Below are 14,790 nucleotides of genomic sequence, written 5' to 3'. Positions count from 1 at the left end.
CAAGCTGCAACCACTTATCAACAGAGGTTGCAGCTTGTTTTTAAAGAACTTCTTTTATTTTCGTTACTTCTTCTTCCGATAAACCATGACCGCCATCCACTAGTAAAAAGTCGACTGGAAAATGTTTCTTTAATTGATTAGCTAAAGAAAGAACTTGTCCCGGAATACTCAACTCATCCTGAGCCCCTGTTGTGACAATCACTTTTGTCGCAAACTCACCAGATACATATTGATAGCCTAAATTGCTTGGATGCAGTAAAATAACAGTGTTAGCAATAGTCGGGTTCTTTTCTAACAGGCCTAAAATAAAATTGGCACCGTTAGAGTACCCTATAAAAATAACTTCATCGTATAACTTTTGCGGTTGCCAAACTTCTTCTAGAAACGCAGTCACTCGCTCATCAAAGTTAGCACGAGGTAAGGCTCCATTAACTAATGGCGCAAAAAAGCGTCGCTGTTCGCCTACACCTTCTGTCCCTAAGTAACTTAGAACACTCGCTTCTGGATAAAGGGTTGCGATGGTCGTTAATAATTGATATTCATTGCCACCAGTACCATGGAAAGCGACAACTAATTGATTAGGTTTCGACCCTTTTTGAAAAAATTGTTTCATTTAATAAACCTCCAAGAAAGGAATTTTACTATGTATGCACAAATTCATCACATCTCTATTTTAAATCGATTGATAAAGCCTACATTTGACTTCTATCATAATACACTGGGATTAAAATTACTAATGAAAACGATCAACCAAGATGACCACACCATGTATCACTTATTTTTCTCAGATAATGAGCAACGAACAGGTACCGAATTAACTTTTTTTGAATTGAATGATGGCCAAGATCAATCATTTGGGACAAATACAATTGAACGAACTATTTTAAAAGTACCAACGCGCGCCTCTTTGGATTTTTGGGCAGAACATCTTGAGCAAGCGGGTATCTGCCACTATGGTGTGGAAACATTTAACCAACACCCAATTTTGCGTTTTGAAGCGCCCGATAATACACAAATGGCGCTTGTTCCGTTACGTGAATTTGAAAATGCGGAAGATTATTTTCCAGCTGAGCATGCTGAAATTCCAGTAGAACATGCAATTTTAGGCATTGATGCAATTCAATTACGCGTCCAATATGCCGCAGCTACCAAACAACCTTTAGTGGATTATTTACATTGGCATGAAAAAGAAACAGTACCTTTTTTTGAAACTGCACATGAAGTAACTGTTCTGGAAAATCATCATCCACAGTTTTATCAAGAGGTTCATATCATTGATGACCGAACCAATCCGCTTGCCATTGAAGGAATTGGTGGCGTTCATCACGTCGCCTTCGGGGTGGAAGATACGCAAGAATTAACGCAAGTTGATAGCCTGTTGGATGAAAAGAATTTTACAAACTCAGGAATTAAAGACCGTGAATTTTTCAAATCATTGTATTTTAGAGAACCGAACCACTTATTATTTGAAGTAGCCACACAAAAAGGCCTGCTAGATGCCGAAGCCTATGAAAATCAAAGTTCAAACTTTGATGAAATCCCCCTTTATTTGCCTCACTTTTTGGCAGATCAAAGAGAACGAATCGAAGCGATTTTAGCACAACAACGCCATGAGTAAACAAAAATAGCGGTTAGAACCGCTATTTTTGTTTTTTAATATCCTATTATTGCCCTTTTTTGAAAAAAAGGAGTACACTAATAGTAGATGAACTGCGCAAGGAGGTGAGTACATGTTATCTAAGGAAGAAGTTCTACACTTATTGAACGAAGCAAAAAAAGAAGTCGATCGTTTAGAAACAAACCGCCAAGAAGATTTAGGTAATTCAATCAACTATATTGAAAATGAATTACAGCTCCAACGTGTCTTATCTCAAGTGGAAGCTTATGAAAAAGTGCTTGGTTAATTGATTACGCATTAGATGAGAGAGGAGCAACCAGATTCATTCACCTGAATCTGGTTGCTCCTCTCTCATTTTTTACTAGACTAATTCGTAAGCAAGTTCTCGTGCAATAATTTTTGCGGTTGTTTCAGCGATTTCCCCAGTAAAGCCAATGCATTGTTCCATATGCTCAGGTGAACCCATCATCATTTTACTTGTCAAAATACTGCAGCAAACCACTCGATGCTTTTGTCGAAAACTTTGATGCAATTCGTTGGCTAAAGCCATCGTTTTATTTACTTGTTCTCCTTTGGCTTCTGTCCGACCAAAAAAGTAGCCCAGACACATAACCCCGCCTGAAAGAGCACCACAAATACACTTCGCTCCTCCAACACCTACAGGAAACCCAGAAGCCATGGCCACAGCTTCAATGGGAATCTCCGCATCGAAGTGTTGCCGAATGGTCGCCACAATCGCTTCCGAGCAATAAAAATCACCGTTACGATAATAGGCTTCCGCTTCTTCCCTGATTGCTTGTAAACAAATTCTCTTTTTCAAAATGCCCTCCATTCTGTATTCGCTTTCATTTTATGAATAAAAGGACGCCAAGCATCCCTTTATTTTATAGATTTTCTGCAGAGGTAAATACTTCTGACACATCATCATCGTCTTCTAACTTGTCAACCAAGCGCTCTAATTGCGCTTTTTGTTCATCGTTCAAGGTTAGTAAGGTTTGCGGAACCATTGTTAATTCAGCTTGTGCTAATGAATAACCTGCTTGTTCTAAAGCATCGCGAACCGCTGTAAAATCTTCTGGTGCTGTGTAAATTTCAAATACTTCTGGTGATGTTTCTAAATCCTCGCCGCCTGCTTCCAAAACGACTTCTAGCATGTCGTCTTCCTCAATTGCATGATCTTCTCGCTTAATGACAATATAGCCTTTACGATCAAACATATAATTAACCGAACCCGTTTCACCTAAAGAGCCACCATTTCGAGTAAACGCGACGCGAACATTGGTGGCCGTTCGGTTGCGGTTATCTGTTAGTGCATGAACTAAAACTGCCACGCCACCTGGCCCGTATCCTTCATAAGTTACCTCGTCATAATGTTCCCCTTCACCAGCACTACTGGCTTTTTTTATGGCGCGAGCAATATTATCATTGGGCATATTGGCTGACTTAGCTTTATCGACTGCTAAACGTAAAGCAGGATTCATTGCGGGGTCAGGGCCACCTGCTTTTGCCGCCATATAGATTTCCCTTGAAACTTTTTGGAAAATTTTCCCACGTTTGGCATCTTGCGCATTTTTACGCCCTTGAATGTTGCTCCATTTGCTGTGTCCTGACATCCTTGATTCCTCCTGACTTTTCGTTACTATTCTCCTTTATTCTACTCTTCTTTTCAGTTAGGAACAAGCGCTACAAAAAAAGACCCTCGCTTATCCACCTTTCTGACGAATAAACGAAGCCCTTCTAAATTAGCGTCTTCTTTTTTTATTTTTCTTCAAACCATGAACCACCAAACAAATAACGATGGCTGTCAAAGCACCCATGGCATCCAACATAACATCTTGAAAAAGAGGGGTCCTTCCGCCTGTGATCATTTGATGAAATTCATCTAAACCTGCATAGCCAGTAGCAGCTAGCCAGGAAACAACAGCTGTTAAAAACAGGCCTTTGATTCTTGGCACTAATCCAATGAACCAACTACCACCTAATAGAAAATACGTACCAAAATGGGCTCCCTTACGAATAAAAAATTCAACAAATTTACTATAACCACTAGCTTGAATGCTCACTTCACTGCCAGCATATTGAAAAGAAATATTTTTTAATTGTTCTTCAAAAGGATGACTGCTCAGAAGTTTATCTAAAAGACCAACTTGTGATTGCTGTTCATACGTCTGTGATGAACTGAAAAATAAAATGGCCATAATAACAAACGCAATGACTAAATATAAATTACTATCTTTCAAATAATTTTTCATATAATCCTCTTTTCTTGGTTTCAAGTTGCCCCGTGCCTGCCACGGAAAATTCTTTTTTATTATAGTCGGTTTCGAGGGAAAAAGAAACAACTTCTCTTAGGTCTTATGATATACTGAAAAGAAAAAAATGAAAGAAGGATTGGATATGACCTATTCTATTACATGGGATTTAGACAGTATTTTCCCCAATGGGAGCGAGTCCAAAGAACTTAGCCAACGAATGACTCAATTAACCGAACAAACAAAAGAGTATCATCAATTAATCACAGAATGGATACCAGAAAGTGCCCAAGGCAAAGAACAATTTGCTGAAATCTTAACGTTACAAGGGAAAATCTCAAATGGCTTTTCACAATGTAATAGTTTTTTAACTGCTTTAATATCTGCTAATACTAATGATACCAAGGCCAAAATTTTATCAGGCGATTTATACAATCTGTTGCCAGCGATTCAATTAGCTGAAACCATTTTTACTAAAAAAATCACCGAGATTTCAGCAGAACATTGGCAAGCCCTGTTAGCCGAAGAACCGTTTAAAACAATGGCTTTTCGCTTAAATGAATTACGCCGTGATGGAAAAAAACTGCTTTCCGAACAAGAAGAAAATATCATCAATACGCTTTCTCTAGATGGTTTAAATGCTTGGAGTACACATTACGATACGATTGTTGCTTCCATTGTGATTCCTTTTGAAGAAAAAGATGGCTCTGTGACAGAACTATCTGCAGGCCAAGCCTTTAACCGCATGATGGGAGATCCTGACAAAGAGGTTCGTCAACGTTTGTTTACAGCCTGGGAGAAAGCTTGGAGTAGCAAAGCTTCAATTTTAGCAGACACCCTAAATCACTTAGATGGGTTCCGTTTATCTGATTACAAATTGCATGGCACTACAGATTATTTAGAAAATCCCTTAAACTATAATCGAATGAGTCAAGAAACATTAACGGTTATGTGGGAAACCATCCAAAAAAATAAACAACCATTCGTCGACTTTCTAACGCGCAAAGCGCAATTATTCGGCAAAGAAAAAATGGATTGGCAAGACCAAGATGCACCAATTATTTTAGGTGATTTAGAAGAAAAAACGTATTCCTTTGATCAAGCCGCTGCCTTTATTTTAGAAAATTTCCGTAAATTCAGTCCGAAAATGGCTGATTTTGCCCAAATGGCTTTTGAAAAAAGTTGGATTGAAGCTGAAGATCGTCCAGGCAAACGTCCTGGGGGTTATTGTACAGAATTACCTGAAACACAAGAATCGCGGATTTTCATGACCTTTGGCAATTCAATCAACGAAGTAGCTACTTTAGCCCATGAATTAGGTCACGCTTTCCATAGTAGCGTGATGTGGGATTTACCTTCATTGAATCGAGAGTATGCCATGAACGTAGCAGAAACGGCTAGTACCTTTGCAGAATTGATTGTTGCTGACGCCACCTTAAAAGAGGCCAAATCAGACGTTGAAAAGATTAACCTTTTAGACACAAAAATGCAAAATGCCATTGCTATGTTTATGAACATTCATGCGCGTTTTATCTTTGAAAATAATTTTTATCAAGCGCGCCAAAAAGGTTTAGTAGCGGAAGAAGATATTACTGAATTAATGTTAGCGGCGCAAAAAGAAAGCTACAAAGATAGTCTTGGCAGTTATCATCCTCATTTCTGGGCGAGCAAATTGCACTTCTTTATTGATGATGTGCCTTTCTATAATTTCCCATATACTTTTGGCTATCTATTCAGCATGGGTATCTATGCGTATGCCAATCAACAAGGCAGCTCTTTTGAAGACCAATACATTGCGTTATTAAGAGACACTGCTTCGATGACAAGCGAAGAATTAGCGAAAAAACATTTAAATGTTGACTTAACAAAACCTGATTTCTGGCAAGCCGGCATTGATCAAGTCCTAAAAGATGTGGAACAATTCATGACTTTAACTGAAAACTATGTAAACTAAGCAAAAAAGAAGCAGTAACCAACATCAGGTTACTGCTTCTCTTTTTTTCAAATAGTTTCGATACGCAAGATAGCCCACAAGCATTAGTCCAAACGTAACAAATTCAACTACAGGCATGGCTAACCAAACACCAGTTAATCCTAGTAATTTCACCAAAATAAATAAAACTGGCACAATTAAAAAGAACCCACGCAAAGAGGAAATCATTAGCGCCATTTTCGGTTTACGAACTGCCGAAAAGTAATAAATCCCCATAAAATTCAATCCTGTAAACAAGAAGGAAATCGCATATAAGCGGATGGCTGTCCTAGCAATTTGCGCCAACTGGTCGTTCCCTTCGCTATTAAAGACCTCAATAATTTGTCCCGTAAACACTTGACTGATTAAAAAGAACAGGAAGCCGGCAACCAAATACGTAATAAAGCTAAGTTTAACAAATTTACGCAACACCTTCGTTTCCCCTAAACCATAGTAGCGGCTGAGTAATGGTTGCGCCCCTTGCCCAATCCCTGTAAAAATGGCAATCACAATAATATTGAGATTGGCAACAATCGCATAAGCTGAAATCGCCACATGACCAACTAAGTTTAACAAAACAATATTAAATAAAAACATGACAAAGGCCGAAGAAAATTCATTTAAAAAGGAAGAAAAACCAATCGACATAATTTCTCGAACATCCTGAAATTTCACTTTAAACTTTTCAAAACGTAAAACTCGTTGCGGCGACCACTTATGCAACGTAATCAGGATTAAGCTTGTTAAAGGTGACATCACCGTTGCAATGGCCGCACCTGCCATGCCCCACCCAAATTGATAAATAAAGACATAATCCAAAATAATATTGACAATTCCCCCACTGACAAAAGCAATCGTTGCCAAACGAGGATTATGGTCATTTCTTAAAAAAGTAATCAGGCAATTGTTTAAAATAAATAATAATGAACAGCTAAGGTAAATCATATAATATTCCTTTGCCAAACCAAACAAGACACCGGTCCCCTGAAGTCCCCGAATAATTTGATCGGAAAAAATCAAGCTCGCTAAAGTAAAGAGACTCCCTATAACGAAAACTAACCCAATCGTTAAACTAAAATACTGATTGGCTTTTTTGATTTCTTTTTGCGCAACCGTGGTCGAAAACAACGTAGCGCCGCCAACGCCAAACATCCAACCTAATCCATTAATAATATTAACGAGTGGCAAGACAATGTTAAGCCCCGCCAACGCCTCGGTGCCGATTCCATTTGCAATGAAAAATGTGTCCGCCAAAATAAAAATTGATTGCGCCGCCATACTTAAAATTCCTAACAGAACATTTTTATAAAACAACGCAGTAAAATGGTTTTGCTGTGTTTGCTCCATACCCAAATCTCCTTCTAACAAAAAAAGGACTCATTCTTTTTGCTTCAAGGCTTACGCAAAAATCAGAATCCTTCAATTATTCAACCCAGCGATTAAATAATCTGTCTATTTATTGATACTTCTAGGGTAGCATTCTCTCTTCGAAAAAACAACCATCCTTTTATTTTTCTCATTTTAAACTTTCTTAAGCAGTTGCAGTTGTTTTTGAACCACTTGCCAATCTTCTTTCACGACTTCTTTTAAACGATAATTATAAAAGACAGCCGCTGGATGGAAGAGTGGAATGATTTGATAGGTTTTCTGCGTCCAATGATAGTTTTGTGATTGCTCATCAAATGTTTGAATGGGCGACTGAATGACCGTTCCGTGCACTGCAGTGATTGTTGGCTTTGGTCCTAAAAGTCGTTGCAACCCAATATTCCCCAGTGTCAAAATTAGTTCAGGTTGGCAAACAGCGATTTCCCAATCAAGCAAAGGTGCAAAAATTTTGATTTCTTCTTTGGTTGGCGTTCGATTAGGAAATTTGGTTACTCTTTCTCCCGTTTTTGCAATCTGCTTCGTTTTTACAGAAAAAGGCCGACTCCTAACCGCACTGGTGATATACACCGTTTCACGACTTAAGCCAACTTGTTGTAATTGTTCCATCAACAATTGACCTGAACGCCCTATAAATGGTACGTTTTCTTTAATTTCTTCTTTTCCAGGGGCTTCCCCAATCAGCATCACTTTTGGCTGTTGCGGACCTTGCCCTTCCACAAAACCTTCTAATGGTAAGTCTTTCGCTTTAGCTAAAACTGCTTTTTTCAGATGTTCAGGATAGTGCATTTACCATCACGCCTCTCTTCTGGTGTTCTTCCTTCGCTATATTGATTATAAATAAGGCCCAAAAGAAACTCAAAAAAAGGAGCCTATTCATTTAAGCGCTGGTTTTTCTACACACAAAGCTTTGTCTTTAGCTAAATAAAAAGGCCGTAAGTAACCAACTAAATTAGACATTGGTAAAACCTCCGTTGGTAAGTCAATCTTCAATGTCTCCTTTAAATAGGCTCTGCGTGTCGCAATCCGTTGCCACATGTCTGGATAAGTTTGCCGAATCTCTTTTTGCAATGTTTCATCAGCCAAAGCCACACATTCTTCTGCACTCACCCCTGTATAACCAGGTACAGAAGGAATAATATCCACTTGAAAGAGCATGCCACTTTCCAAGCGAATGGCTGAATCTGGATAAATAGGCGACGACATCCATTCATCATCCGAAACTAAATGCCCAGGATTCAAATGCCAGTGATAGATTTCTTTTGGTAACTGTTCTTCAATCGCTTGGTACATTTCTCGCCCTAACAGTCCGATTCGAATGGTTTCAAGCCAGTGAACGACAGCTTGAAAATAGGGTTTTGCTACGCGTTCTAAATAATCACGTTGCGCTTCTGGCAATTGCTGCTCGTTTTCAATAACAAAACCTGTTCGGCTAGACAATCCGCCTTTGTAACCTGTAGTTAATGATAAGGCATCACCTAACTGAATTTCTTTGGCAGTCGGATACATGTTTGCATATTCAAAACGTTGTCCAGTTGCCGCAATGGTTACTACCGTCGGCGTTTGACCTTCATCATTTAACAAAGCCCCAATGTCCGTTTCACGCTGTCCTACTTCAATTGCATTTAAGGCCTTTAACATACTGCGAGAAGCCAAATTCGCCCCATATTCATAGTGCGCCAATTCGTTGGCATTATTTGTTGTGCGGGCCCCCTTTGCTCCAATCAATAAGTGGGTCCCATTTAGTAAACGAGCTTCTTTCGGCAGCGCTTTTTTCAGTGCTTCGACAATAAAATGTGGCACATCAAACATAGTAGCAGGTTCTTGCTGTTGTGTCGTAAACATTTTCCACCCAACGATACCTATTTTTTGAGCAGTTTCATCGAGAAGCGTTTCAAAAATCTGCGACAACTTTTGTTCCCCAGCCATTGGTTGATTAGGTAGTGAAAAAGCTGGATAATGAATTAAATCGGCTGAGATGCGGGCATGTTGGCACAGTTTTAAATTTTCATTGCCTAAAATAAGTGTCGCCGCACCATCCTTATTTAACACAAGGAGTCCTTCTTCAAACCTCGGAATAAAGCCAGTTAAGTATTCAAAATTACTGCCATGCTCTTTGTCTGCATAGAAAACCAATTGATCGAATTTTTCTGTTTCCATTCGTTGTAATACTTTCTGCTTGCGCGCCATCATCGTTTCATTCGTCAAATACGTTGGAAAAACATTCTCAAAAACAGTAGGTTCAGCAATATGTGTATAATTAATTTTTCGCTTCATTATTATCCTCCATTATTCATCTGCGACAATCAACGTTACGCCTGCTTGCGCTAACTGCTCACAGAATTTTTCATCAGGTCGTGTATCTGTCACTAAACAATCAATTTCTGTTAATTCGCAAATTTTAAATAAACCCGTTTTGTTTAATTTCGTTTGGTCGGCTAAGGCAATGACTTGTTTGCCTTGTTGAATCATTCGCCGTTTGACTTGACCTTCTTCTTCTGTGTGAATAAATAATCCTTGTTCAGATAACGCAAACACACCTAATAATGTATAGTCGGGGGCAAATTCCCCAACCTTAGCGACTGTTTCTGCCCCAAACAAAAAAAGTTGTTGTTTATGCAGTTGCCCAGGTAGTACTGTAATTTTTGTCTGATCCATTTGCGCTAGAAGTAGCGCATGACTGAGAGAGTTCGTGATCGCGTGAATCGGACTATTTTCCATCGCTCGAATAGCTGCTTCCACCGTGGTTGATGAATCAAAAAAAATGGACGCTTGTTTGGGAATATTTGCCCAAACTTTTTGGGCAATCGCTTGTTTTTTCTCTGGATGCTTCATTATTCGTTGAGCATAATCATAAATAGTTGCTTCAGACTGCACTGAGATAGCGCCACCGTGCGTTCTCTTTAAATGTCCTTCCTTTTCTAAACGAATTAAATCTCGTCGAATAGTATCTTTTGAAACGGAGACTTGCTCCGCTAACGCTTCCATGGAAATACTTTTTTGTTCATTCACTATTTTTTGAATCTTGGCTAAACGTTCTTCAATCAACATGCTTCCTCACCTCTTCTAAGTAAAGATAGCATCTTTTGCATTATTTTGCAAACAAATGCAAAATAATGCAAACAAGACAAAAAAAACTAGTCCTTCATTTTCTAACGAAGGGCTAGTTTGAGAGTGGTTTTAATAGGTAAATTGAATAATCATGCCGCTAGGATCTTCTAACGCAAGTAAATGATCTTTGGCAATAAAATGTAACTTTGCTTCTTCCGCATTGGCTTGGACGATCTCTAAATCTGCCGCAGTTGGTAAACGGAAGGTGTAATTTTCTAAGCCAAATTGATTTTCTTGAATCGTTGGCAGCTGTTTGCCGCTCCATGTATTTGTCCCAATATGATGATGATACTGACCCGCTGCAAAAAACTTCGCTTGTTGACCAAAGTTAGACTTTAAGCCAAACCCTAAGTTTTTATAGAACGTTTCAGTGGTATCTAAATCGGCCACTTTCAAATGAATGTGCCCAATTTTAGAACCTTCGGAAATTCCTAGCCAGTGACCGTCAGCTTCTGCAGCTAAACTATCACCGTCTAATTCTTCTGTCACACCGATAATTTCACCATTTGGACGAATATCCCAGACTTCTTCTGGTTTATCCCAATAAATTTCGATGCCATTATTTTCTGGATCACTTAAGTAAAGGGCTTCACTATAGCCATGATCTGCTGCGCCAATTTGCACATTTTCCTGCAAAAGCCACAGCAACATATTGCCTAAATCTTTGCGGGTTGGTAGCAGGAAAGCAATATGGTACAAGCCAGTGGTACCCTGATTTTCTTCCCCAGCTGTTAGTTCTTTTAAGACAAGAATTGCATCGTTGGTGCCTTGTGGCGCTAGCCAAGCACGTCCCTCTCCTTGTTTTAAAAGTTTTAAGCCAATTGTTTTCGTATAAAAGTTTACCATTTTATCTAAATCAGCCACTTTCAAAGTGACTTGTTGAATCCCAATATTACTTGGTAATGCTTGAACCATTTGCTTTCACTCCTTTCCTCTTCGTTTTACTAAAGCAATGATTTAGTTGAATTCTTTAAAACGAGCACTATCTTCCATGTATTCTTTTTCGCCAGCTGGCGCTTCAATGGAACCAATGACCATTTGTGCACGCAAATTCCAGTTTGCAGGAATTGACCATTCTGCAGCAACCGCTTCGTCAATGACTGGGTTGTAGTGTTGTAAGTTTGCGCCGATATTTTCTTGCGCTAAGGCAGTCCAAACGTTTGCTTGTGTTAAACCAGTTGCTTGTTCAGACCAAACAGGGAAGTTATCCGCATATAATGGGAAGCTATCTTGTAAGTTTTTCACGATATCTGTATCTTCAAAGAATAAAATTGTACCCGCACCAGCTGCAAAACCTTGTAATTTAGCTTGTGTGTTTGGAAATGCTTCTGCTGGAGTTAATGGTTTTAAGGCATCTTCAGTCATTGCCCATAATTTTTTGTGAGCATCGCCGAATAAGAACACAACACGTTGTGTTTGAGAGTTAAAAGCTGTTGGACTTTCTCTAACAACTTCTTTTACTAAAGCAGTTACTTCTTCTTTTGAAATTGGTAAGTTTTCTCCTAAAGCATAGATTGAACGACGGTTTTTCATCATTTCAGTAAATTTTGACATAATATGTTCATCCTTTCGAATTTCCTCAGTAAATTCATTTAATTTTGTTTACATGCTTACTATACTACCTTACTAAAAGTAAGTAAAGCTTTTTGTCTTACTTTTTGTAAGTTTTTTTATTTTTTAGTGAAAAACCTTATTCTACCAAAGAAAAAACAACCAGCTTTTTTCTAAGAAAAAGAAAAATCTGGTTGTCGATTAATAAATGTAGAAGTCAATTGAATCGTTTTCGGCCGTTTTTCTTGAAATAAGTGTGTGGCTTTTTCCCCTAACTCCATTAATGGATGACAGATTGTTGAAAAATTTAAAATTTCACTTAATAAAGTTTGTTCCTGTCCCACTAAAAAGAGTGGTCTTTCAATAACGGCTTGAATCCCTGCGGCAATTTCATCACCGTTGGTCACAACCGCTTGGAGCGTTGGATCTTGCCCACAGTGTCTTCCTACTTCACACCCATCTTCATAGGTTAAACAGTCCTTAAATAACCGATTTTCAGGAATCGCTCCATAAATTTCCTGATATGCGTCAACTAAATAGCGTGCGCTTGTACTTTTTTCTGGTGCACGGTTAATCGTAATTGCCACTTCACTACATCCTTGTTGTTTCAACGCTTGGAAGACCCGCCGATAAACGGTTAAACGATCAATATAGATACTAGCATAACTAGGGTCTTCTATTTTTTCACAAAAAACAACTTGCTCTTTATACGGAGCAAACACACTTAAAGGATTTGCCTTTGATAAAACAATCATGCCATCAAACGCACCCGTGGCCATTTTTTCCAAGTAACTTTTTTCAACTTCTTTATCATAATCTGTTGGTAATAAACTGACCATCATCCCTTGTTGAAATGCTTGGTGGATAATCCCACTTAAAATAGCATCAAAATAAGGTTGATTCGTGTAAGGAACCATGACACCTAATGTATTACTTTTCCCAAAGCTAAGATTTCTCGCTAATATATTGGGCTTATAGCCCAACTCATCGATAATTGCTTGGATTTTCAGTCGTTTTTCTTCAGAAACATAAGGATGATGATTAATCACACGCGAAACAGTCGTAACTGAAGATCCTGAAAGGCGCGCAATTTCTCGAATTGTTGTCATACTTTCACCTCATTACTTTACAAAATTGAGTTAAATAAGGCACAATCCCTGTCCCGTAATCAACAAAACGATAAAAGGTCTCCTGCCAAGCAAAAGAAATTTCCTGAATATCCTCCTGCTGTGTCAAGTGCCACTCCGTTATCTGATGGTACGGAATTTCTTGATGCCAAATCTTATAGTATTTTTTGGGACTATCTAACTGCAGACTTTTGGCCGTCGTAGTCACCGAGACAAAATAGTAATCCATACCAAGTCTATCGCTTATCTCCACTATAACATTCATTTTCATGCCCTCCAATATTTTGATACACCTAGCTTACCTTATGAAACGCGTACCAGAGCAAGAGGAAAAATAAAAAAAAGTGAGACCATGTTATACTAGATGTATCATATAAAAGCAAAGGATGAGTGCAATGGAAACTGTTACAGTAGCAACAAAAAGCGACTTACTAACGAATTTGAACAAGCAAACAGATGAAATCATTATCTCGGGGGCACTTGCACAAGAAATTTACCACTTAAAAAAACAACAATTAACCGAAACGGAAGAAATTGGCTTTTTAGTGGGCAGCCAAGGTGCTGGCTCATTTTTAACCTATTTAATCGAGAAGTTATCCTATATAAATTCGGAGCTATCGCCAGAAGAACAAAAAATTGAACATGCGATTTTGCGTTTGTATGTTATTAAAAAATTAACTCCAGAAACTACTTTATTACGTCTAAAACAGTTAGATTATTAAAATTTTATTTAATCAAGATAGACCAATTCCTCGCGTACAACGAGTCCCTTTCATTAATCACTTGATATAATTGCCTTTATTCAAGTTCCCACCTTTGTCATTATCGATTAACCAATGGTATATTAGAAGTAACAGATAAGTCATTTTATTTGAAAAAGTGTTTGGGAAATGTTTGGGGAGGAATGTTTATGTGTCAACCGCAGGAAAAAAAGAAAGAAATTTCCGTTGCTAAGTTACGTTATCGTTTTGAAGTACCAATGATTATCATTGGTTTTGTTTTATTGTTTTTCGCATTGGGGTTAGTTGCCTTATTAATATTGAGTGATTTGCCGATTCCTGACTGGTTATTAATTGTCTTAATTGCACCAATTGCGCCAGTCATTGCTTTTTTTACCATTCGTTATATGTACATGGACACTGCTTCTAACGGAGTGGAAATTACAGAAAATCAATTACCAGAAATTTATTCCTTGTATATTGATTTAGCAAAAGAAATGGGCTTTGGCACTAAAAAATTAAGGATGCCACGTCTTTATTTAATCAACGGGAATGGTGTCTTAAACGCTTTTGCGGCAAAATGCTCTTTACACAGACGCTATGTTGTCATTCACAGTGATTTGTTGGATATCGCGTACAATACAGGCGATTTTTCGCTGATTCGCTTTATTTTGGCACACGAGCTAGGACACCATAAATGTGGACACACTAATTTATGGCGGCTAATGTTATCCATTATTTTGAAACCAGTTGCGTTAGATAAAAGTTTTACAAGAACGCAAGAATATACCGCTGATCGCGCAGGTTTATACTACGCCGAAGAAGGTGCTTTAAGCATGATTTATTTATTTTCAGGAAAATACATGGGCAGTCGTGTGGATTTAGAAGAATACTTTCACAGTATTGATTTACATGATGATACCATCTGGCTTAAATTGAGTAACTTCTTATCCGATCATCCTGTTGGCTTTCGTCGAATGCAAACATTGAAAAAAGCCAAAGATACTGGCAATTGGGACGTTCATGGGAAATTTTTCTAGCAAGAGCCAACCATCAT

General features: G+C 38.4%; 17 protein-coding genes. 5 read left to right on the top strand and 12 right to left on the bottom strand.

Annotated features, from left to right (window positions below; genetic code table 11):
- Window positions 1-40: 40 nt before the first annotated feature.
- Window positions 41-613 carry an alpha/beta hydrolase gene (locus IGM13_RS02710; protein ID WP_002358653.1) on the bottom strand — a complete coding sequence of 191 codons (573 nt, stop codon included), beginning with the start codon at window positions 611-613 and terminating at the stop codon, window positions 41-43.
- Between the two features lie 30 nt (window positions 614-643).
- On the opposite strand from IGM13_RS02710, the gene IGM13_RS02705 reads away from it, so the two are divergent.
- Window positions 644-1,618 carry a ring-cleaving dioxygenase gene (locus IGM13_RS02705; protein WP_002419967.1) on the top strand — a complete coding sequence of 325 codons (975 nt, stop codon included), beginning with the start codon at window positions 644-646 and terminating at the stop codon, window positions 1,616-1,618.
- Between the two features lie 112 nt (window positions 1,619-1,730).
- Window positions 1,731-1,904, top strand: a complete 174-nt coding sequence (locus tag IGM13_RS02700) for a hypothetical protein (protein ID WP_002355495.1) — start codon at window positions 1,731-1,733, stop codon at window positions 1,902-1,904.
- A gap of 75 nt (window positions 1,905-1,979) precedes the next feature.
- Here the strand turns inward: IGM13_RS02700 and IGM13_RS02695 are convergent, their stop codons facing one another.
- From IGM13_RS02695 to IGM13_RS02685, 3 genes are all read right to left on the bottom strand, one after another.
- Entirely contained in the window at window positions 1,980-2,450 is a 471-nt protein-coding gene (locus IGM13_RS02695; RefSeq protein WP_002382959.1) for a C-GCAxxG-C-C family protein, read from the bottom strand.
- Window positions 2,451-2,502: 52 nt separating this feature from the next.
- Window positions 2,503-3,231: a YebC/PmpR family DNA-binding transcriptional regulator gene (locus tag IGM13_RS02690; RefSeq protein WP_002361233.1), complete on the bottom strand. Its 729-nt coding sequence runs from the start codon at window positions 3,229-3,231 to the stop codon at window positions 2,503-2,505.
- Between the two features lie 129 nt (window positions 3,232-3,360).
- A complete protein-coding gene (locus IGM13_RS02685) occupies window positions 3,361-3,870 on the bottom strand; it encodes a VanZ family protein (protein ID WP_002366143.1) in 510 nt (169 codons plus the stop codon).
- A 127-nt stretch (window positions 3,871-3,997) separates the two neighbouring features.
- On the opposite strand from IGM13_RS02685, the gene IGM13_RS02680 reads away from it, so the two are divergent.
- Window positions 3,998-5,824 (top strand): M3 family oligoendopeptidase, encoded by a 1,827-nt coding sequence (locus IGM13_RS02680; protein ID WP_002419966.1) that lies wholly within the window; start codon window positions 3,998-4,000, stop codon window positions 5,822-5,824.
- Window positions 5,825-5,848: 24 nt separating this feature from the next.
- Here IGM13_RS02680 and IGM13_RS02675 read toward each other — a convergent pair whose 3' ends face one another.
- The 8 genes from IGM13_RS02675 to IGM13_RS02640 all read right to left on the bottom strand — a co-directional run bounded on the left by IGM13_RS02675 (window position 5,849) and on the right by IGM13_RS02640 (window position 13,285).
- Complete coding sequence (locus IGM13_RS02675) at window positions 5,849-7,189, bottom strand: MATE family efflux transporter (RefSeq protein WP_002367982.1); 1,341 nt, start codon at window positions 7,187-7,189, stop codon at window positions 5,849-5,851.
- Between the two features lie 174 nt (window positions 7,190-7,363).
- Window positions 7,364-8,014, bottom strand: coding sequence for a uracil-DNA glycosylase (locus IGM13_RS02670; RefSeq protein ID WP_002355481.1), 651 nt, complete (start codon window positions 8,012-8,014; stop codon window positions 7,364-7,366).
- An 87-nt stretch (window positions 8,015-8,101) separates the two neighbouring features.
- Window positions 8,102-9,502, bottom strand: a complete 1,401-nt coding sequence (locus tag IGM13_RS02665) for a M24 family metallopeptidase (protein WP_002419965.1) — start codon at window positions 9,500-9,502, stop codon at window positions 8,102-8,104.
- A 12-nt stretch (window positions 9,503-9,514) separates the two neighbouring features.
- Complete coding sequence (locus IGM13_RS02660; protein WP_002375902.1) at window positions 9,515-10,276, bottom strand: DeoR/GlpR family DNA-binding transcription regulator; 762 nt, start codon at window positions 10,274-10,276, stop codon at window positions 9,515-9,517.
- A 129-nt stretch (window positions 10,277-10,405) separates the two neighbouring features.
- Window positions 10,406-11,251, bottom strand: coding sequence for a VOC family protein (locus IGM13_RS02655; protein ID WP_002355476.1), 846 nt, complete (start codon window positions 11,249-11,251; stop codon window positions 10,406-10,408).
- A gap of 42 nt (window positions 11,252-11,293) precedes the next feature.
- Window positions 11,294-11,890: a nitroreductase family protein gene (locus tag IGM13_RS02650; RefSeq protein ID WP_002355475.1), complete on the bottom strand. Its 597-nt coding sequence runs from the start codon at window positions 11,888-11,890 to the stop codon at window positions 11,294-11,296.
- Window positions 11,891-12,060: 170 nt separating this feature from the next.
- On the bottom strand, window positions 12,061-12,996 hold the full coding sequence (locus IGM13_RS02645; RefSeq protein ID WP_002361227.1) for a LacI family DNA-binding transcriptional regulator: 936 nt from the start codon (window positions 12,994-12,996) through the stop codon (window positions 12,061-12,063).
- Between the two features lie 4 nt (window positions 12,997-13,000).
- On the bottom strand, window positions 13,001-13,285 hold the full coding sequence (locus IGM13_RS02640) for a hypothetical protein (protein WP_002382953.1): 285 nt from the start codon (window positions 13,283-13,285) through the stop codon (window positions 13,001-13,003).
- 115 nt (window positions 13,286-13,400) lie between these two features.
- Between IGM13_RS02640 and IGM13_RS02635 the strand changes: the two genes are divergently transcribed.
- A complete protein-coding gene (locus tag IGM13_RS02635; protein ID WP_002382952.1) occupies window positions 13,401-13,736 on the top strand; it encodes a hypothetical protein in 336 nt (111 codons plus the stop codon).
- A 182-nt stretch (window positions 13,737-13,918) separates the two neighbouring features.
- Window positions 13,919-14,773, top strand: coding sequence for a M48 family metallopeptidase (locus IGM13_RS02630; protein WP_002382951.1), 855 nt, complete (start codon window positions 13,919-13,921; stop codon window positions 14,771-14,773).
- Window positions 14,774-14,790: the final 17 nt, after the last annotated feature.

It is taken from the genome of Enterococcus sp. DIV0561 (assembly GCF_050539875.1).
GTDB classification, from domain to species: Bacteria; Bacillota; Bacilli; order Lactobacillales; family Enterococcaceae; genus Enterococcus; species Enterococcus faecalis.
This window is presented reverse-complemented; position numbering and strand designations above follow the sequence as displayed.